Origin of the sequence: Pseudomonas sp. AU12215, assembly GCF_001675465.2 — a bacterium.
Lineage (GTDB): Bacteria > Pseudomonadota > Gammaproteobacteria > Pseudomonadales > Pseudomonadaceae > Pseudomonas > Pseudomonas nitroreducens.
In genome coordinates this window covers 37,318-59,086 of the sequence record NZ_MACM02000026.1, presented here as the reverse complement: position 1 = coordinate 59,086, position 21,769 = coordinate 37,318, and the positions used below count along the sequence as shown (strand labels likewise).

The window sequence follows — 21,769 nt, the reverse complement described above, 5'->3', positions numbered from 1 at the left end:
AGCTTGCTCGCGAACCGCACTCTGCCGATATCCCGGCTCGGGCGGCGGCGGTTCGCGAGCACGCTCGCTCCTACAGGGAAGCTCACCAGCGCGCCGCCAGAAACTCCGCCACCCGCCGGTAATACCCGTCGACTTCCGGCACCAGGTTGCCCATCCGCAGGAAGTCATGGGTCATCCCGCAGCAGCGCTCGGCTTCCACCTCCACGCCCTGCGCCACCAGCGCATGGGCGTAGGCCAGGCCTTCGTCCAGCAACGGATCGAATTCCGCGGCCAACAGCAGCGCCGGAGCGCTGCCTTGCAGGGCCGCTCCCGCATGCAACGGCGAGCAACGCCAATCGCGGCGCTGAGAAGCGTCGGGCACGTACTGCTCGTAGAACCAGTCCAGGCTGGCGGTTTCCAGCAGATAGCCTTCGGCGAACAGCTCCTGGGATTCGCTGCGCTTGCTGGCATCCGCCGCGGGATAGAACAGCAACTGCGCGCAAGGCTGCTCGACGCCCTCGCCCGCCAGCTCGGCGCAGAGCACGGTGGCCAGGGTAGCGCCGGCGCTGTCGCCGCCCACCGCCAGGCGGCGCGCGTTCAAGCCCAGGCTGGCGGCAGCAGCCAGCAGCCAGTTCCAGGCATCGCGGGCGTCGTGGGTAGCCGCCGGGAAAGGCGCCTCCGGTGCCAGTCGGTAGCCCAGCGAAATCACCGAGCAACCGCAGTGCTTCGCCAGCAGCCGGCACAAGCCATCGTGGGAATCCAGGCTGCCGACCGTGTAGCCGCCGCCGTGGAAATACAGGATCGCCGCGTCGCCCGCCCCGTTTCCGGTGAAAGCGGGCCGATACAACCGTGCGGGCAGTTCACGGCCATCCCGCGCAGGAATCCGCAATGCCTCCACCGGCATCGACGGCGCCCCGGCCTTGAGCGATTCGGACGACGCTTCGAAGTCCTCCCGCGCCTGCCCTACCGGCAGTTCATGCAGTGCCGGACGACCACTGCGGCGGCCCTCGTCGACCATATCGAGAAACGCGGAAATCTCCGGGTGCAGCATGCCGACCTCTGTCATCAATGCGTTCATACCGTGGCCTTTTCCTTGGCGCTTTCGACCTGCGCACAGCAGTAGCCGATCACACCGTCCAGTTCTTCACGCAGCGTCGCCATCAGCGCCTCGATGCGCGACGGGCGGAACACCCGGCGGCTGAACATGCAGCGCAGGGTCAGTTCGCCGTCATAGACCTGGCCGACGATCTCCAGCCAGTTGTTCATCGGCGTGCTGGCGGCGTAGGTGTCGCCGGGCTTCTCCTGCAGCGGCACGAACAGCGCCTGGTCATCGAAGCTCTGGTCGAACTGGCCGAGGTAGTTGAAGGTGACGCGCGGCTCGGCGCGGGCGGCGAGCTGGCGGCGCAGCGCGCTGTCGCCCAGGTAGCGCAAGGCGCCGTAGCCGATGCCCTTGTCCGGTACCGCGCGCAGTTGCTGGCGGATGGTCGGGATGGACTGGGCGTAACCGCCCTGCCCCGGCGTCAGGCGCAGCGGGAACAGGCTGGTGAACCAGCCGAGCGTGCGGCTGTGGTCGACGCTGTCGAGAATGTCCTCGCGGCCATGGCCTTCCAGGCCGATCAGCACCGACTCGCTGTCGCACCACTGGCACAGCGTGCGGCCCAGGGCGGTCAGCAGCAGGTCGTTGATCTGCGTGCGGTAGGCCTCCGGAGCTACCTTCAGCAGGCGCTGGGTCTGCTCGCGGTCCAGGCGCAGGAACGTTTGCTCCAGGTGCGCCATGCGCTCGGCGCCGCGCGGGTTGTCGCGCAGCGGCTCGCCCAGGCCGGTGGTGTCGGTCTGCTCCAGCCAGTACGGCAGGTCGGCTTGCGCCAGTTGGCTGTCGGCATACTCGCGCAGGCCTTCGGCCCAGGCGCGATAAGTGCTGGTGCGCTCGAGACGCGGCGCCGGCTCGCCGCTGAGCTGCGCGGCGTAGCGCCGTTGCAGCTCCTCCAGCAGGATGCGCCAGGACACGCCGTCCACGCCCAGGTGATGGATCACCAGCAGCAGGCGCTGGGTGCCGTCGGCCATGTCGGTGAGCACGCCGCGCAGCAGACGGCCTTCGCCCAGGTCCAGGCTGCGCTGCGCCTGGTTGGCGATCAGCAGCGCTTCCTCGGCATTCGCCGCCTGACGCTGCCAGAGCAGCGCACCGGTGATCTCGCTGGCCTCGCAATAGCGCTGGCGCCACACGCCGTCCGCGCCACGGGCGAAGGACAGGCGCAGGCTGCCGTGCTCGGCCAGCAAGCCTTGCAGCGCCGCCTCCAGCGCATCGGCATCCAGACGCTGGCGGCACTCCAGCAACACCGCCTGGTTGAAGTGGTTGGGCTCCTCCAGCTGCTGCTCGAACATCCATTGCTGGATCGGCACCAGGCCGAAGGATTCGCCGTCATCGGCGACCGCCACGGCCGCTGTCGGCGCGTCCTCGGCCACGCTCTCGGCGCGCTCCAGCAGGCCGGCGATGGTCTGGTACTGCAGCAGGTCGCGCAGGCGGATTTCCACACCCTCGCCCAGCGCCTGGCGGGCGCGGGAGACGATCTGCAGGCTGAGGATGGAATCGCCGCCGAGGTCGAAGAAGTTGTCGCGGATGCCGACGCGCTCCACTTGCAGCACGTCCTGCCAGATGTCGGCCAGGGCCTGCTCGCGCGCGTTGCGCGGCGCCTCGTAGGCCTCGCCCTGCCAGGTCGGCTCGGGCAGCGCCTTGCGGTCGATCTTGCCGTTTGGCGACAGCGGGAAGCGCGCAAGCTTGAGAATCTGCGCCGGTACCATGTAGTCCGGCACCTGGGCGCGGAGGAAGCTGCGCAACGCGTCGCCTTCCACCTCACCGACCACGTAGCCCACCAGTTGCTTGCCGCTGATACCGTCGCGAGCGACCACCAGCGCCTCACTGACCTGCGGGTGATCCTGCAGGCGCGCCTCGATCTCGCCCAGTTCGATGCGGAAGCCGCGAATCTTCACCTGATGGTCGATCCGGCCCACGTAGTCGATCACCCCATCGGCGCGGCCGCGCACCAGGTCGCCGGAGCGGTAGAGCCGGCCACCGCGAGCATCGAACGGGTCCGCCACGAAACGCTCGGCGGTCAATCCGGCGCGGTTGTGGTAGCCACGCGCCAGGCCGTCGCCGCCGATGTACAGCTCGCCCGCCACGCCCAGTGGAACCTGGCGCAGTTGCTCGTCGAGGATGTACAGCTTGCGCGCGCCGACACCCTTGCCGATGGGCGCATAGGCGGCATCGCAGGCAGTCGCGCGGTCGGCTTTCCACAGCAGCGGCGTGACCACGGTTTCCGTGGGGCCGTAGCCATTGATCAGGTGTTCGGCGCGCAGCGCGCGTTTGGCCAGTTCGAAGCTGGCATTGGGCACCGCATCACCACCGAAGCAGTAGATGCGCACCGGCGGCGGGTTGCCGTCACGCAGGGCATGCTCGGCCAGTTGCTGCAGGTAGACCGGCGGGAAGGCCGCCACGCTCACCTGCTTGTCGTGCAGCACACGGTAGGTCTGCTCCGGCGTCCACAGCTCATCGCCGCGCAGCACCAGGCTGCCGCCGTGCACCAGGGTGGTCAGCCAGCGCTCGTGGGCGCCGTCGAAGGCGAAGGACATGAAGTGCAGCTCGCGGGTCGCCGCGTCCATCCGGTACAGCTCGCCGATGGCCGCGCAGTGCATGGCCAGCGGGCCGTGGCTCACCGCCACGCCCTTGGGCTTGCCGGTGGAGCCGGAGGTGTAGATCAGGTAGGCGAGGTTTTCCGGCTCCAGCGCCACCACCGGCAGATCGCTGTCTTCAGACGAAAGATCGAGGCCGTCCAGCTCCAGGCACTGCACCCCTGCCGGCAGCGGCAGGCGTTCGCGCAGTCGGCTGTCGGTAATCAGCAGCGCAATGCCGGCATCGGCCATCTGGAACTCCAGGCGCTCGCGCGGGTACTCGGCGTCCAGCGGTACATAGGCACCCCCACCCTTGAGCACCGCCAGCAGCGCCAACGGAATGCGCACGCTGCGCGGCAACGCCACGCCGACGCGGACTTCCGGGCCGACGCCCAGTGCCATCAGCCGATGGGCCAGGCGGTTGGAGTCGCGCTCCAGCGCCGCGTAGTCGATCTCCTCGTCGCCACAGATCAGCGCCACCTCATCGCCGCGCAAAGCGGCCTGACGCGCAATCGCCAGATGCACCGGCTCGGCTGGCGGCAGCGACTGGTGCGGGCCACGGCAGGCGGCCAGGGCCGCGCGGTCATCGGCGGAGAGGCACTGCAGCTCGCCGACGCGCTTGCCGGCGCCGTGCAGCAGGCTGTCCAGCACCTGTTCCAGGTTGCCGCGCAGGCGCGCCACGGCCGGTGCGCTGAAGTGCGCGCGCAGGTACTGGTACTCGATCTCGAGCCTGTCGTCGACGCGCACCGCGAGGTCCATCGGAATGCTGGTCTCGTCCTTGGATTTCAGCTCGCCGAAACGCGGGCCCTGGGCGCTGCGCAGCACTTCGTCGACCGGGTAGTTCTCGAACACGATGATGCTGTCGAACAGCGCCTGCCCGGCCTGGCCGGCCCATCGCTGGATGTCGTACAGCGGCGTGTGCTCGAACTCGCGCACGTCCAGGTTGTAGGCCTGCAGTTCGCGCAGCCAGTCGCCCAGATCGGCCTGTTCGGCCGGCGCCTGGACGATGGGCAGCGTGTTGATGAACAGGCCCAGCAGGCTGTCGGCGCCGGCCAGTTGCGCCGGGCGCCCGGCCACGGTGGCGCCGAAGGCCACGCGTTGCTGGCCGGTGTAGCGTTGCAGCAGGAGAATCCACGCCGCCTGCACCAGGGTGTTCAGCGTCACCCGCTGGCTACGGGCGAAGGCTTTCAGGCGTTCGGTGGCCGCCGCGTCGTAGCGGCTGTATTCCAGGCCGTGGCCGCTGCCCTCGGCCGGGCGCGTCAGGCTGTCGGCCAGCACGGTGGGCTGGGCGAAGCCTTGCAGGCGCGCGCCCCAGAAGTCCTGCGCCTGCTGCGGGTCCTGCGCTTGCAGCCAGTGGATGTAGTCGCGGTAGCGGCCCTGCTCGGCGATGCTTTCGCCGTTGTAGCGGCGCAGGGCTTCGGCGAACAGCTGGGCATTGCTCCAGCCGTCGAGCAGGATGTGGTGGTGGGTGTAGACCAGCTGGTGGCTGTCCTCGGTGCTGCGCACGAGCACCAGGCGCAGCAGCGGCGGACGCTCCAGGTCGAAGCTGCGGCTGCGTTCGGCGGCAGCCAGCTCGTCCAGTGCTGCATCCATGTCCTCGCGGCCACGCCAGTCCAGGACTTCCAGCGGCAGCTCGACACGTTTGTGCACGGCTTGAAGCGGCTTATCGAGGCCCTGCCAGTGCACGCCGGCGCGCAGGTTGTCATGGGCATCCAGCGCAGCCTGCCAGGCGCCGCGGAAGCGCTCGACGTCCAGCCCCTGCACTTCCACGCGCAGCTGGTTGACGTAGACGCCCCCCTCGCTGCCGTCCACGCCGTGGAACAGCATGCCCTGCTGCATGGGCGACAGCGGGTAGAGGTCTTCGATCTCGTCGGGGTTCAGACCGAGCGCGGCCAGTTGGGCGGCATTCGGTGCCTCTATCTGAGCCGCGGCAACTGGCACCTCGGCGTGCACCATGTCACCGGCCACACGGGCCAGTGCCTGCAGCGTCTGGTGCTGGAACAGGTCCTTCGGGCTCAGCTGCAACCCGGCGGCACGCGCGCGGCTGACCACCTGGATGGAAACGATGGAGTCGCCGCCCAGCTCGAAGAAATTGTCGTCCAGGCCGACCCGTTCCAGGCCCAGCACGGCGCACCAGATGGCCGCGAGCGTCTGCTCGCGCTCGCTCTCCGGCGCGCGGTAGCTTTTCTGCAGCAGACTGAAGTCCGGCTCCGGCAGGGCCTTGCGGTCCAGCTTGCCGTTCGGCGTGAGCGGCATGCGCTCCAACTGGACGATCTGCGCCGGGACCATGTAATCCGGCAGCTCTTCCAGCAGCGCGGCACGCAGGTCGGTATCGATCTGCCCGGTGACGTAGCCGACCAGTTGCTTGACCTGCCCCGCATCGCGAGCGATCACCACTGCCTCGCGCACGCCGGGTTGGCCGAGCAGGCGCGACTCGATCTCGCCCAGTTCGATACGGAAGCCGCGAATCTTCACCTGGTGGTCGAGGCGGCCGAGGTACTCCAGCACACCGTCTGCCCGCCAGCGCGCCAGGTCGCCGGTGCGGTACATGCGCCGGCCTGGCTGGCCGTATAAACCAGCGTAGGGATCAGCGACGAAGCGCTCGGCGGTCAGCTCGGGGCGCCCATGGTAGCCGCGCGCCAGGCCGTCGCCGGCAATGTACAGCTCGCCGGCCACGCCAATGGGAGCCGGCTGCAGTTCGCCGTCGAGGATGTACAGCTGGGTGTTGGCGATGGGCTTGCCGAGCAGTGCTCGGGCGCCCTTGTCGATCTTCCAGGCCGCCGACCAGATGGTGGTTTCGGTGGGGCCGTAGAGGTTCCAAAGAGCCTCGGTCTGCGTGGTGAGCTTGTCCGCGAGCTCGGCGGACAACGCCTCGCCGCCGCAGAAGAAGCGGCAACCATTCAGGCGCGGGAAGTCCTCATGGCCGCTGAGCAGCGTCCAGGTGCTCGGCGTCGCCTGGATCACCGTCACGCCCTGCTCCAGTGCCACGCCCAGCAGGCGCGCCGGGTCGCGGGCGACGTCGCGGTCTACCAGCACCACGCGGCCGCCGACCAGCAGCGGCAGGTACAGCTCCAGCGCGGAAATATCGAAGGACAGCGAGGTCAGCGCGAGCACGCGGTCCCGCGCATCCAGGCCCGGTTCGCTGGCCATGCTGAGCATGAAGTTGACCACCCCGCCGTGGCGCACCGCGACGCCCTTGGGCTTGCCGGTGGAGCCGGAGGTGTAGATGACGTAGGCGAGATCGTCCGGGCGAGCGAGGTTGTGCAGATCGCTGTCGGCGTAGCCTTCCAGTTGTGCCCAGTCGCGGTCCAGGCAGAACGCGCGGGCGCCGGTCTGCGGCAGCTCGCCGAGCAGGTGCTGCTGGGTCAGCAGCAGGCGCACGTCGCCGTCGTCGAGCATGTGCGCCAGGCGTTCGGCGGGGAATTCCGGGTCCAGCGGCACGTAGGCGCCGCCGGCCTTGAGCACGGCGAGCAAAGCCACCGGCAGTTCGACGGAGCGCTCCAGCGCCACGCCGATGCGGCTGTCCGGGCCGACACCCTGCTCACGCAGCCAGTGCGCGAGGCGATTGGCGCGGCTGTTCAGCTCGGCGTAGCTGAAGCTGCGCTGGCCATCGGTCAACGCGATGTCGTTCGGCGTGCGCGCCGCCTGCTGCTCGATCAGTTGGTGCAGGCAGGCATCGCGCGGATACTCGACGTCGGTGGCGTTCCAGCCGTGGAGCAATTGTTCACGCTCGCGGCCATCGAGCAACGGCAGGCGCGCGACCGGGCAATGCGGATCGGCGACGATACCGCGCAGCAGGTTGAGGAAATGCCCGCAGAGGCGTGAGAGGGTCGCCTCATCGAACTGGTCGGTGGCGTACATGAACTGCCCGCGCACCTGGCCGTCGCGGCTTTCCTCGGTGTTCAGGGTCAGGTCGAATTTGGCGATGCCGCTGTCCAGCTCCAGGCTTTCCAGCTGCAGGCCGCCGGGCAGTTCGCGCAGGGCATCGCGGCGGCTCGGCTGGTGGTTGCAGGCCACCTGGAACAGCGGGTTGTAGCTCAGGCTGCGCTCGGGTTGCAGCGCATCCACCAGTTGTTCGAAGGGCAGGTCCGGGTTGGCCTGGGCGCCGAGCACCGCTTCACGGGTGCGGGCCAGGAAGGCGCTGAAGGATTCGTCGCCGTCGATGCGAGCCGTCAGCACCTGGGTGTTGACGAAGAAGCCGATCAGCCGCTCACTCTCGGCACGGCCACGTCCGGCAATGGGCACGCCGACGCGCAGCTCGCGCTGGCCGCTGTAGCGCGACAGCAGCAGCTGGTACGCAGCGAGGATCAGCATGAACAGCGTGGCGCCCTGCCCGCGCGCCAGGTCGCGCAGCGCGTCGCTCAGCTCGCGCGGCAACTCGAAGTCGAAGGTAGCGCCGCGGTAGCTCTGCACCAGCGGACGCGGCCGATCGCCCGGCAGGGTCAGCAGCAGCGATTCGTCGCCCAGCTGCTCCTTCCAGTACGCCAGTTGCCGCTCGCCCTCGCCGGCCGCCAGCCACAGGCGCTGCCAGCGGGCGATGTCGCTGTACTGGATCGGCAGCTCGGCCAGGTCGGCTTTCGCGCCTTGCACCTCGGCGCTGTACAGCACCGCGAACTCGTCAATCAGTACCCCGATGGACCAGCCATCGGCAATGATGTGATGCAGGTTCACCAGCAGCAGCGCTTCACCCGGCAGACGCGCCAGGTGCAGGCGCAGCAGCGGGCCTGCGGCGAGGTCGAAGGTGCGCTGGGCGCACTCGTTAAGCCATTGCCGCGCCTCGGCTTCGCTACCGAAATCCTTCGCCTCCAGCTGCGCCGGCCCAGGCGGCAGGATGCACTGCATCACCTCGCCATCTGCCGCCATACCCGGCCCTCGTTGCGGCGGATGACGCTGCGCGTCATTCGCCCTACCAGAGCGAAACACCGTACGCAGACTTTCATGGCGCGCGATCAGCGCGGTGAAAGCACACTCCAGCGCGCCCTCGTCCGGCGTGCCGCGCAGGCGCACGGCGGCCGGGATGTTGTAGGCGGCGCTGTGCGGCTCCATCTGCCAGAGGAACCACAGGCGCGCCTGTGCCGCCGACAGTGGCGCGTGCTCGCGCCCCTCGCGGAGGATCGGCAGGCGCGACAGGCTCACGCCCTTCTCGCGAAGCTGGCGCAGGAAGACGATCTGTTTGTCCTCGGAGAGCGCGCCAAGGCGCTCCGCGACCTGCTTCAGCTGGGCGTCCATCGGGTGGGTCATTACAGGTTCTCCAGCTCGCCGAGCAGTTCGTCCATCAGGTCCAGTTCCTCTTCCGCACTGGCGGAGCTCGCGCGCTGGGCTTCGATCCAGGCGGCCAGCGCCTCGATATTGCTCAGTTCGAACAGGCGATGCAGCGGCAACTCAAGGCCCAGGCGCTGACGCAGGGTCAGGCCGACCTGGGTGAGCAGCAGCGAATGGCCGCCCAGCTCGAAGAAGTCGTCGTGCAGGCCGACGCGATCCACTTGCAGCACGTGCTGCCAGATACCGGCCAGCTCGACTTCCAGGTCGCTGCGCGGCGCCACGTATTCGCGCAGGCGCTCGCCCAGTTGCGGGTCCGGCAGGGCCTTGCGGTCCAGCTTGCCGTTGGGCGACAGCGGCATGGCGTCGAGGGCGATGATCCGCGACGGCACCATGTAGTCCGGCAGCTCGCCTTGCAGCGCCTGGCGCAGGGCTTCAGGCTCGGCGCTGGCGACCACGTAGGCCAGCAGCACACCGTCCTTCGCCACCACCACCGCTTCGCTGACCTCCGGCTGCGCTTGCAGGCGCGCCTCGATCTCGCCCAGCTCGATGCGCAGGCCGCGAATCTTCACCTGGTGGTCGAGGCGACCAAGGTATTCGATGGCGCCATCCTCACGTTGGCGAGCCAAATCGCCGGTGCGGTACAGCCGCTCGGCGCTGCCAAACGGATCGGCAATGAAACGCTCAGCCGTCAGACCGGGGCGCGCGTGGTAACCGCGCGCCAGGCCGACGCCACCGATGTACAGCTCGCCGGCCACGCCCTGCGGCACCGGCTCCAGGCGCTCGTCCAGCAGCACCAGGCGCAGGTTGTCGATGGGCCGGCCGATGGGCACGACCTGCCGCGCACTGTCCTCGTCGCAGGCCCAGAAGCTGACGTCGATCGCCGCTTCGGTGGGGCCGTAGAGGTTGTGCAGCCTGGCGCTGCTGCGCTGGCGGAACTGTTGTTGCAGCTCATAGGGCAGCGCCTCGCCGGAGCACATCACCTGCAGCAGCGAGGTGCAGCGCTCCAGTTCGCCGGAAGCGACGAAGGCCTGCAGCATCGACGGCACGAAGTGCAGCGTGGTGACCCGCCCCGCCTCGATCACCCGGCGCAGCGCCGACGGGTCGCGGTGCGCACCAGACGCGGCGACCACCAGCGCCGCACCGGTCATGAGCGGCCAGAAGAACTCCCACACCGATACGTCGAAGCTGAACGGAGTCTTCTGCAGCACGCGGTCGGAGGCATCCAGCGCGTAGGCTTTCTGCATCCAGTGCAGGCGGTTGACCAGCGCGCGGTGGCTGTTGCCGGCACCCTTGGGTTTACCGGTGGAACCGGAGGTGTAGATGAGGTACGCGAGGTTCTGCGGGCTGCCTTGGATGACGGGGTTCTGCTCGGAAGCCGTGGCGATTTCGCTCCACTGGCTGTCCAGGCACAGGGTTTTCGCAGCCGTCTGCGGCAGGCGTTCCAACAGGTATTGCTGGGTCAGCAGAAGATTGACGCCGCTGTCGCCCAGCATGTGTTGCAGGCGGTCCTGCGGGTAGTCCGGGTCCATCGGCACATAGGCGCCGCCGGCCTTGACGATGCCCAGCAGGGCCACCACCAGCTCCACCGAACGCTCTGCGGCCACACCGACCAGTACGTCCGGGCCGACACCCTGGCCGCGCAGCCAGTGCGCAAGCTGGTTGGCGCGGGCGTTGAGCTGGGCGTAGCTCAGGCGCTGTTCGCCGAATTGCAGGGCCAGCGCATCCGGGGTCGCGGCAACCTGGCGTTCGATCAGCTCCTGCAGCTGCACGTCTGCCGGGAATGTCGCCGCGGTGTCGTTGAAGCGTTGCAGCAGCGCGTTGCGCTCCGCGTCGGCCAGCTGGTTGACGCGGCCCAGCGGGCGCTCGGCGTCTTCCACCAGAGCCAGCAGCAGGCGCTCGAAGTGGCCGCGCAGCTGTTCGATCTGGCTCGCGCTGAAGCGGTCGGCACGGTAGGTGTAGCGCACGTCCAACTGCTCGCCGGCACTGGCCACCAGGGCCAGGGCGTAGTTGGTACCGTCCACCGGGCGATGGCCGAGGATGCGCAGCTCATCGTTCGCGGACGACGACAGCGCCGCGTCCATGGGGAAGTTCTCGAACACGATGAGGCTGTCGAACATTGCCTGCCCGCCACGGCCGGCCCAGCGCTGGATGTCGTACAGCGGCGTGTTCTCGAACTCGCGCACGTCGAGGTTGAAGGCCTGCAATTGACGCAGCCAGTCGCCGACGCGCTGGGCGTCGTCCGGGGTCTGCAGGATCGGCAGGGTGTTGATGAACAACCCGAGGCTCTCCTCCGCTCCCGGCAGGGTCGCCGGGCGACCGGCGACGGTGGCGCCGAAGGTCACGCTGCGCTGGCCGCAGTAGCGTTGCAGCAGCAGCGCCCAGGCGCCCTGCACCAGGGTGTTGAGGGTGATGCGCTGGGCCTGGGCAAAGCGTTGCAGCGGCGCCGAGTCGAGACGGCTGCGCAGCTCGCGCAACGGTTCCTCGCGGAAGCTCGCGTTGCAGGCGGTGGCCAGCAGGGTCGGCTCCTCGAAGCCCTTCAGGCGTTCGCGCCAGAAGGTTTCACCGACGGTGCCGTCCTGGGCGTGCAGCCAGCCGATGTAGTCGCCGTACTGCGCGGCGGGCGCCGGCAGCGACTCGCCACGGTAGAGGGCGAGCACTTCGCCGATCAGCCGCGCGCTGCTCCAGCCGTCCAGCAGCAGGTGGTGACAGGTCCAGATCAGGTGGTAGCGGCGCTCACCGAGACGCACCAGCGCCAGGCGTTGCAGCGGCGGCTGGGCCAGGTCGAAGCCCAGGTTGCGCTGGGCGTCGGCGACGCTTTCCAACTGCTGCTCGCTGACCTGCTGGTCGCGCCAATCGAAGGACTGCACCGGCAACTGCACCTCACGCAGGACGAACTGCAACGGCGCCGCATCCGCACTGGCGAGGAAGCCGGTGCGCAGGTTGGCGTGGCGGACGATAACCGCGCGCCAGGCGTCGAGGAAGCGGGCTTCATCGAGGCCGTCAAGATCGACGCGCAGCTGGTTGACGTAGAGCGAAGAGCCCGGCACGTCGAGGGCGTGGAACAGCATGCCCTGCTGCATCGGCGACAGCGGATAGAGGTCTTCCACGCCGGCCGGCAGCGGCAGTGCATCGAGCTGTGGCTGGTCGAGGCCGAGCAGCGGCAGTTCGCTGGCTTGCAGCGGGAGTGGCGTATTCAGGCAATAAGCGACCAGCGCCTGCAATTCGGCGCGCAGCAGCGCTTGCAGCTCGTCGATGTCGGCAGCGTCGAACATGAAGCGGCTGTAGGTGACTTCCAGGCTCAGCTCGCCGCCCAGCACACGGCCGGCATAGACCAGCGCATTGCCCAGCGCGGCATTCAGCGGCTGGCTGCGGCCCACGCCTTCGAAGGCCGGCAGGAAGTCGGCGTCGGCAAACGCCTGGTCGAGCTGGCCGAGGTAGTTGAAGGTGACCTGCGGCGCCGGTAGGTCACGCAGGCTGGCGGCATGCTGGCTGAGGTAGCGCAGTTGGCCGTACCCCATGCCGGCGCGCGGCAGGTTGCGCAGGTGCTCGCGGGTAGCGCGCAGGTCCGCGCCCGGCTCGCCGCCGGCTTGCAGGCGCAGCGGATACAGCGCGGTGAACCAGCCCACGGAACGGCTCAGGTCCAGCGCTGCTTCGCCCTCGAAGGCATCCCGGCCGTGGCCTTCCATTTCCACCAGCGCGGAGGACTCACCGGTCCAGGCACACAGGGCGCGGGCCAGCGCGGTCAGCAGCAGGTCGTTGATCTGCACGCGCTGCGCCTTCAGTGCCGGGCCGAGCAGTTGACGGGTGGTGTCGGCATCGAGGCTGAAGCGCGCGTTGGCGGCTTCCTTCCAGGTGGCCGGGGCGTCGCTGCGGGCGCGGTTCAGACGCGGTGCATCGCGCAGTTCGGCCTGCCAGTAGTCGAGCTCGGCGGCAGCGTTATTGACGGCCGCCTGCTGGCGAGCGCTCCAGGCCTGGTAGCTGTCGCTGCGCGGCAGCGCGGCGGGCGTGCGGCCGGCGCGCAGTTCGCGGTAGGCGTACTGCAGGTCTTCCAGCAGGATGCGCCAGGACACGCCATCCACCGCCAGGTGGTGGATTACCAGCAGCAGGCGTTCGCCGCCGCTTTCCAGCGTGACGTGCATGGCGCGCAGCAGCGGGCCGTTGGCAATATCCAGGCTGGCCTGGGCGTCGTCGCACAGGCGCTCCAGGGTGCGAGCGTCGGCGGCGCGGCGGCGCCAAAGGAGGGTCATGTCCAGCGCACCCTGTTCAGCGTAACGCTGGCGGCTGCCGTCGAAGCGCAGGCGCAGTGCGTCGTGCTGGCCGACCAGCCAGTGCAGCGCGCGGGCCAGTGCGTCGCTGTTCAACGCTTCGCGCGGTTGCAGCAGCAGTGCCTGGTTCCAGTGATGCCGTTGGGCGCTCGGCACGCGTTCGAAAAAACGCGCCTGCACCGGCGACAAGACGACTTCGCCGCTGACAGCGGCCACCGGAGCCGGTACCGCAACGGCAGCCGGTGCGCGGCTTTCCAGCCATTGGGAGAGCTGGCGGACGCTCTGGCGCTCGAACAGCTGTTTCGGGCTGAGCTTGTAACCCAGCTTGCGGATGCGCGCGATGATCTGCAGGCTGAGGATGGAGTCGCCGCCCAGCTCGAAGAAGTTGTCCTCGGCGCCAACGCGCTCGACCTTCAGCACCGCCTGCCAGATGTCGGCGATGCGCTGTTCGAGTTCGGAGAGCGGTGCGCTGTCCAACGCTTTGGCAGCCATTTCGACACGCGGCAGGGCCTTGCGGTCGACCTTGCCGTTGGCGTTCAGCGGCAGGCGTTCCAGCAGCATCAGGTGGGCCGGCAGCAGGTATTCGGGGACTTCGGCGGCCAGGCTTTCACGCAGACTTTCAACGCTCTGCCCTTCGGCCACGGCCCAGGCCAGCAGCCTCATCGGGCCGTCGCCCTCACGCTCGGCCAAGGCCACGGCATCACGCACGCCGGGCAGGCGCTTGAGCGCCTGCGCCAGTTCGCCCGGCTCGACGCGGTAGCCACGGATTTTCACCTGGTCATCGACGCGGCCGAGGAATTCCACGGCGCCGTGACGGTTCAGGCGCACACGGTCGCCACTGCGGTACAGGCGCTCCCCCTCGATCTCCACGAAGCGTTCGGCCGTCATTTCCGGCTGGCCGAGGTAGCCCAGTGCCAGGCCGGCACCGCCGATGTACAGCTCGCCCGCTACGCCCGGCAGCAGGTCACGGCCATGCTCGTCGAGCACGCGGACGGCGGTGTTGGCCAACGGCGTACCGATGGGCAGGCTGGCCGCCGGCAGATCATCCACCAGCGACCATTCGTGGGTCAGTGCGCCCACGGTGGACTCGCTGGGGCCGTAGTGGTTGACGATGCGCAGCTTGGGCGAGAGCTCGCGCAGCGCTTGCAGCAGCGCGCGGTCGCAGGCTTCACCGCCCACCACCAGCAGGCGGCGCGGTAGCACGGCAGCAGCATTCGGTGCGGCCGCCAGCAAACCGGCGAGATGGCTGGGGACGATCTTCAGCACGTCCACGTCCTGCATGAACGCGGCGAAGCGTTCGGCATCCGCCACCGCCTGGGCATCCGCCAGGTGCAGGCGGCCACCGCCGCACAGCGCGCCGAACAGCGTGGTGTGGCCGAGGTCGGCAGCCACCGAGGAAACCATCGCCATGCCCAGCCCCTGGGCGCGGCCCTGGTCCAGTTGCAGACGTTCCAGCACGGCCTGCACGTAGTTGGCCAGCGCGCCGTGGCTGACGCGCACGCCCTTGGGTTGGCCGGTGGAGCCGGAGGTGAAGATGACGTAAGCGGCCTGCTGCGGATCGATGCGCCGAGCAGGCGCAGCGGCACTGCCCTGCTCTGGGCCGCCGGCCGGGATCAGCGTGGCCGCTTCGCCGAAGGTTTCCAGCAGCGCTACCTCACTCAGCAACACGCGGCCGATGCCGTTGTCCTGGATCAGATTACGCAGGCGTTCGGCGGGTTGCGCCGGGTCCAGCGGCACGTAGGTGGCGCCAGCCTTGAGCACGCCCAGCAGCAGGAGCACCCACTGCGCGCTACGCTCCTGGCAGATGGCGACGCACTCGACCGGCTCCACGCCGCTGTCGATCAGCGTATTGGCCAGGCGGTTGCTGCGCGCATCCAGTTCCGCGTAGCTGTAGCGCACGCCCTCATCCTGCACAGCGATGGCGTCCGGTTGCGCGGCAACCTGCGCGGCAAACAGGCCGAGAACATCCTGTTGCGGCCATTGGCGCACCTCGCCACGGCGGCGCGACGCCACCGGGCGCGGCAGCTCACCGAGGGCGCGCTGCGGCTCGGCGCACAGCTGGCGCAGCAGCGTTTCGAACTGGCTGGCGATGGCGGCGACGCTGGCATCAAGGAACAGGTCGCGGGCATAGACGAAGCTGCCGCGCAGCTCATCGCCCGGCTGGCCGTTGGCGTCCAGCGCCTCGGCCATGTCCAGGGCCAGGTCGAAGCGCGCGCCGTACTGCTCTTCGCTGAACAGTTCCAGCTTCAGCGCGCCGGCATCGGGCAGGCGGCTGACGTCGAAGCCGAAGTTGAATTTCACCTGCACCAGCGGGTTGTAGGCCAGGCTGCGTTCGGGTTGCAGCGCTTCCACCAGTTGTTCGAACGGCAGGTCCTGGTTCGCTTGCGCCCCCAGCGCCAACGGCTTGAGGCGGGCCAGCAGCACGGCGAAGGATTCGTCATCGGCAAGCTGGAACGGCATCACCTGGGTGTTGACGAAGAAGCCGATCAGCCCTTCGGTTTCCAACTGCTGGCGGTTGGCGATGGGCACCGCGATGCGCAGGTCGCGCTGGCCGCTGTAGCGCTGCATCAGCACGGCATAGGCGCCGAGCAGCAGCATGAACAGGGTGACGTCCTGCTCGCGGGCCAGCTGCTTGAGACGGCCACCCAGCCCGGCATCCAGGCTGAAGCCGAGGCTGCCGCCGCGGTAGCTCTGCACCGCCGGGCGCGGGTGGTCGGCGGCCAGTTCCAGGACCGGTGTGTCCTGGCTGAGTTGCTCGGTCCACCAGTTCAGCTGACGCCGGCCCTCCTCGCCCGCCAGCAGCTCGCGCTGCCACTGGGCGTAGTCGGCGTACTGCACCGGCAGCGCCGGCAGTTGCAGTGCCTCACCGGCAGCGAAGGCGCCATAGAGACGGCTGAACTCGTCCACCAGCACGCGGATCGACCAGCCATCGGAGACGATGTGGTGCATCGTCAGCAGCAGCACGTGGTCGGCGTCGGCCACTTCTTTTGGAGACAATCGCATCAGCGTGAGACGCAGCAGCGGGCCGTTGCGCAGGTCGAACGGGCGCTGTGCTTCCACCTCGGCCAATCGACGGGCGGCAGCTTCGGCGTCTTTTTCAGCGGACAGGTCGACACGCGCCAGGTCCAGCGGCTGGGCCGGCTGGATGCGCTGGAAGGCCTGGCCGTCCACTTCATCGAAAGTGGTGCGCAGGGTTTCGTGGCGCGCCACCAGGGCATCGAAGGCACGGCGCAGCGCGTTTTCGTCCAGCTCGCCGCGCAGGCGCAGGGCGCCCGGCACGTTGTAGGCGGCGCTGGCCGGTTCCATCTGCCAGAAGAACCACAGGCGGCTCTGCGCGGCGGACAGCGGCAGGTCGCCGTCGCGGGCCATGGCACGCAGCTGCGGGCGGGCGCTTGGGCTCAGCGCACTGAGCCGGGCGACGAATTCGTCCAGGCGGCTGGCCTCGAACAGATCGCGCAGCGGGACTTCGCAACCCAGGTCGCGGCGCAGGCGGGAGATGACTTGCGTGGCCAGCAGCGAGTGGCCGCCCAGCTCGAAGAAATCATCCTCGCGGCCGATGGCCGGCACGCCGAGCACTTCGGCCCAGACGGCGGCGACACGGCTTTCCAGGCCCTCGCGCGGGGCTTCGGTTGTGCTGGCGGCGTCCTGTGGCTCGGGCAGCGCCTTGCGGTCGATCTTGCCGTTGGCGTTGAGCGGCATTTCGGCAAGGACGAGGATGCGCGACGGCACCATGTAGTCCGGCAGTTGCGCACCCAGCGCGGCTTTCAGGATGTCTTCGGCGACGCCTTCGCCCGTCACGTAGCCCAGCAGGCGCTTGCCACGTTCGCTGTCACGGGCGATCACTGCCGCTTCGCGCACGCCGGGCAGCGCGCGCAGGCGGGCTTCGATCTCGCCCGGCTCGATACGGAAGCCACGGATTTTTACCTGCTGGTCGACGCGGCCGAGGTAGTCCAGCGCGCCGTCTTCACGCCAGCGCACGCGGTCGCCGCTGCGGTACAGGCGCAGACCGTCCGCGTAGGGGTCGGCGACGAAGCGTTCCGCGGTCATTCCGGCGCGCTGGTGGTAACCACGAGCCAGGCCGTGGCCGCCGATGTACAGCTCGCCGGCCACGCCGCGCGGCAGCGGCTGCAGGCGGTCGTCGAGGATATACAGGCTGCGTTCGCCGACCACTTCGCCGATAGGCGCATACGCCGCGCCGCACGCCGTGCGCGCATCCGCCTTCCAGAGCATCGGAGTGACCACGGTTTCGGTGGGGCCGTAGCCGTTGATCAGGTGTTGCGGTTTCAGCGCCTGGTGCGCCAACTGGTACGCCGCTTCCGGCACCGCGTCGCCGCCGAAGCAGTAGATGCGCATGCTCGGTGCGTGGCCATGCTCTTTATCCAGAGCCGTCGCTTGTTCAGCCAGCTGTTGCAGGTAGGCCGGCGGGAAGGCGGCGACGGTCACTGCATGACGGCGCAGCTGTTCCAGTGTCTGCTCGGCGGTCCACAGCGCGTCGTTGCGAATCAACAGGCTGCCGCCGTGGGACAGCGCGGTGAGCCAGCGCTCATGGGCGCCGTCGAAGGCGAAGGACATGAAGATCAGTTCGCGATCGTCGCTGGTCATCGCGTAGCGCTGGCCGATGGCGCGGCAGTGCGCGGCGATCTCGCCGTGGGCGACGGCAACGCCCTTGGGTTGGCCAGTGGAGCCGGAGGTGTAGATCAGGTAGGCCAGGTTCTGCGCCTGAATGTGCAGCAACGGGCGCACCGCCAGGGCGTTGGCGAGGTCGGCTTCTTCCAGCACCAGGCGCTCGACGCCCTCGGGCAGCGGCAGGCGCTCGGCCAGTGCGGCATTGGTCAGCAGCAGGTCCACACCGGCGTCCTGCATCAGCCAGGCGAGGCGCTCCTCGGGGTAGTCGACGTCCAGCGGCAGGTAGGCGCCGCCGGCCTTCATCACGGCCAGCAGGGCCAGCGGGATATCCACGCCGCGCGGCAGCGCCACGGCAACCCGGCGTTCCGGGCCGATGCCGCGCTGGATCAGGCGCTGCGCCAGGCGGTTGGAGCGGTCTTCCAGCTCGGCGAAATTCACCTCGCGTTGATCGTCGATCAGCGCGACCTTCGCCGGATGGCGGCGGGCCTGGGCGGCGATGGTCTCACTCAGCGCCTCGAAGGCCGGCGCATCACCGGCCACGGCGATGCTCCAGTCGCTGGCGGGCAACCAGTCGCGGGCATCAAGCGCGGCGTCGGCATTCATCTGCGGCAAGGCGCGCAGCAGGTCGAGGAAGTGCCCGACGAGGCGCTGCATACCAGTGGCGGCGTAGCGCTCCTTCGCGTAGCAGAAGCTCACGCGCAAGGACTGCTCGCCTTCGCGGACGCGCAGCACCAGGTCGAAGGGGGTTTCCAGGTCAAGCTGTTCCAAAGCTTCCACGCTGACGCCCGGCAGGCCGTTGCCGGCGCGCGGCTGCCACTGGTGGTCGAAGGCCACCTGGCACAGCGGATGGCGTCCGTGGCCGCGCTCGGGCTGCAGGGCTTCCACCAGTTGTTCGAACGGCAGGCCCTGGTGCGCCTGGGCTTGCAGCAGGTCGTCGCGCAGTTGGCGGAGCACGCCGCGCAGGCTGGCGCCTTCGGGCAGCTCGCTGCGCAGCACCAGCAGGTTGACGAAGAAGCCGACCAGTCCCTCGCTGTCGAGCTGCTCGCGGCCTGCCTGGGTCAGGCCGATGCGCAGGTCGTGCTGGCCGCTGTAGCGTTGCAGCAGCAGGTTGTAGGCGCTGAGCAGCACCATCGGCAGGGTGGCGCCGTGGGCCTGGGCCAGACCGCGCAGTTTTCCGGTCAGTTCGGCGTCCACTTCGCGCTCGATCAGCTCGGCGCTCTGGCCTTTTTCACCGGTCGCGAACGGTAGCTCCAGCGGCGAATGCTGGGTGCCCAGGCGTTCACTCCACCAGTCCAGCAGGCGCGCGCCCTCACCCGCTTCCAGCTTGTTCTGCTGGGCGGCAGCGAGATCGAGATACTGGCGCGACAGCGCCGGCAGCGCCGGCTCGCGCTGTTCGACGATGGCGCGGTAGCACTCGGCGAATTCGTCCAGCAGCAGGTTCAGCGACCAGCCGTCGGCGATGATGTGGTGCACGCAGAGCAGCAACGCCTGGCGGCCGCCGCCGAGGTTCTGCAGGCGCAGGCGCAGCAGCGGGCCGGCGGCCAGGTCGAAGGGTTGCGAGGCGAAGGCCTCGGCGTCCTCGCGGGCGGCGATGTCTCGGCGGGCGTTGCCCAGAGCACTGAAGTCGCTCTCGGTCAGCTCGACCTGATTCGCGTCGGACAGGCTCAGCGACACCTCGCCGTCGGCCTGTTCGATAAAACGGCTGCGCAGGGTTTCATGGCGACCCAGCAGCATCGCGAAGGCCTGCTCCACCGCGGGGCGGCGCAGCTCGCCGCGCAGGCTCATGCGCCCGGCGATGTGGTAGACGGCGCTTTCCGGTTCCAGCTTCCAGAGGAACCACAGGCGGCGCTGGGCTGGCGACAGCGGCAGCAAACCGTCACGCGGGACCTGCGGCACAGCCTCGACCTGAGTGGTCGGCAGTGCGGCCAGCGCGGCGACGAAGGCGCCCAGCTCCGGCGCTTCGAACAGCAGGCGCAGTTCCACGGCGCGGCCGAGGCGTTCGCGCAGGCGCGCCATCAGTTGAGTGGCCTTGATGGAGTTGCCGCCCAGGGCGAAGAAATTGTCGTCGCGGCGAATCGCCGGCAGCTCTAGCACCTCGCTCCAGAGTGCGGCGATGGCTTGCTCTTCGGCAGTCAGTGCAGCAACCGGCCTGGCGCTGGCGCCATCGCTGATCGGTTCGCCGGCACGCTGGATGGCGTAGGCCTGCAGGCTGCCATCGAGCAGCTGCGCGCGGCACGCCGAGCGCTGCAGCTTGCCGCTGGAGGTCTTGGGCAATGCGCCCGGCTCCAGCAACGCCACCACCAGCGGCGCCTCCTGGAAGGTCTCGGCCACGGCGGCGGAGATGGCTTTCGCCAGCGCCTCGGCGGAGATCAGCTTGCGCACGCTACGGCCGACTTCGGCGGCGATGCCAATGCCATCGCGGCCCTGGTGTTCGATGGCGAAGGCGGAGACGCGGCCCTTGCGCACCAGGTCCACCTCTTCTTCCACGCAGCGCTCCAGGTCCTGCGGGTAGAGGTTCTGCCCACGAACGATGAGCATGTCCTTGAGGCGGCCGGTAACGAAGAGTTCGCCGTTGTGCAGGAAGCCCAGGTCGCCGGTACGCAGCCAGGTGCGGCCGTCCTTCTCGACGAAGGTGCGCGCGCTGGCTTCCGGGTTGCGCCAGTAGCCCAGCGCGACGCTGGGGCCACTGCTGCAGATTTCGCCGACGCGATCCGGGCCGAGGGTTTCGCCACTCACTGGGTCGACCAGTTGCACGTCGTGGTCCGGCTGGGTGCGGCCGCAGTTGATCAGCGAAGTACCGCGCCCCGGGCGGGCGATGTTTTCACCCAGGGCGTTGAGGTCGACTTCCAGCTGGGCTATGCCTTCGCCACGCACGCCGCCGGTGACGAACAGGGTCGCTTCGGCAAGGCCGTAGCAGGCGTAGAAGGACGAGGCGTCGAATTGCGCCGGGGCGAACCAGGCGGCGAAGCGTTCCAGGGTGTCCGGGCGGATCGGCTCGGAGCCGGAGAAGGCCACGCGCCATTGGCTCAGGTCGAGGCCTTCCAGCGCGGCCTCGTTGACTCGCTCGCAGCACAGCCGGTAGGCGAAGTCCGGGCCGCCGCTGACGGTGCCGCCGAAGCGGGCGATGGCTTCCAGCCAGCGGCGCGGGCGTTCGAGGAAGTAGCGCGGCGACATCAGCACGCACTCGATGCCGCTGTAGATCGGCTGCAGCAGCCCGCCGATCAGGCCCATATCGTGGAACAGCGGCAGCCAGCTGACGATCACGTCGTCGTCACCGATGCCGAAACCGTGACGGATCAACCGCTCGTTGGCGACCAGGTTGCCGTGGCTGACCTGCACGCCCTTGGGTGTCGAGGTAGAGCCGGAGGTGTACTGCAGGAAGGCGATGTCGTCGTCGGCCAGTTCCGGCATCTGCCATTCGACGGCCAGCGCCGGATCGGCCTGGTCTACCGCCAGCAGCAGCGGGCTCTCGCCGTTCTCGCGCACGCAGGCCGGGCGCAGGGCTTCGATCAGCGTGGAGTCGGTGAGCACCAGGCTGGGTTCTGCGTCGTCGAGGATCGAGCGCAGGCGCGCCAGGTGCTGCGGGCGCACCGACTCCGGCGGATAGGCCGGCACGGCGATGATCCCCGAGTAGAGGGAGGCGAAGAATGCGGTGACGTATTCAGGACCGCTGGGCAATAGCAGCACGGCGCGGTCGCCCTGCTGGCCGTGGCGCAGCATCCAGGCGGCCATGGCGCGGGCGCGCTCGTCCAGCTCGCGGAAGCTGATGGGCTGTTCGACATTCTCGGCGATGAATCGCAGGGCAGTCTTGCGCGGCATTTCGCAGGCGCGTTGCAGCAGGGCCTCGACCAGGTTTCCTGCGGCTTCGTAACGGTCGTTCATGACATCACCTGTTCTGGCGGCGAATGGTGGGTATTCGCCGGGAAAAAATTTTCGGGAATGAACCTGAGCGCGCGAGCTAGAGCCAGGCG

Annotated in this window: 3 protein-coding genes; all 3 read right to left on the bottom strand. The window is 68.9% G+C overall.

The window, feature by feature from the left end; all coding sequences use genetic code 11:
• Positions 1-82: 82 nt before the first annotated feature.
• The 3 genes from A9513_RS07590 to A9513_RS07580 are packed head-to-tail and all read right to left on the bottom strand — an operon-like array spanning position 83 to position 21,680.
• Positions 83-1,057 carry an alpha/beta hydrolase gene (locus tag A9513_RS07590; RefSeq protein WP_065084382.1) on the bottom strand — a complete coding sequence of 325 codons (975 nt, stop codon included), beginning with the start codon at positions 1,055-1,057 and terminating at the stop codon, positions 83-85.
• Positions 1,054-8,886 carry a non-ribosomal peptide synthetase gene (locus tag A9513_RS07585; RefSeq protein ID WP_065084381.1) on the bottom strand — a complete coding sequence of 2,611 codons (7,833 nt, stop codon included), beginning with the start codon at positions 8,884-8,886 and terminating at the stop codon, positions 1,054-1,056. Before A9513_RS07585 ends, A9513_RS07590 begins: the two co-directional genes overlap by 4 nt.
• On the bottom strand, positions 8,886-21,680 hold the full coding sequence (locus tag A9513_RS07580; protein WP_065084380.1) for a non-ribosomal peptide synthetase: 12,795 nt from the start codon (positions 21,678-21,680) through the stop codon (positions 8,886-8,888). Before A9513_RS07580 ends, A9513_RS07585 begins: the two co-directional genes overlap by 1 nt.
• Positions 21,681-21,769: the final 89 nt, after the last annotated feature.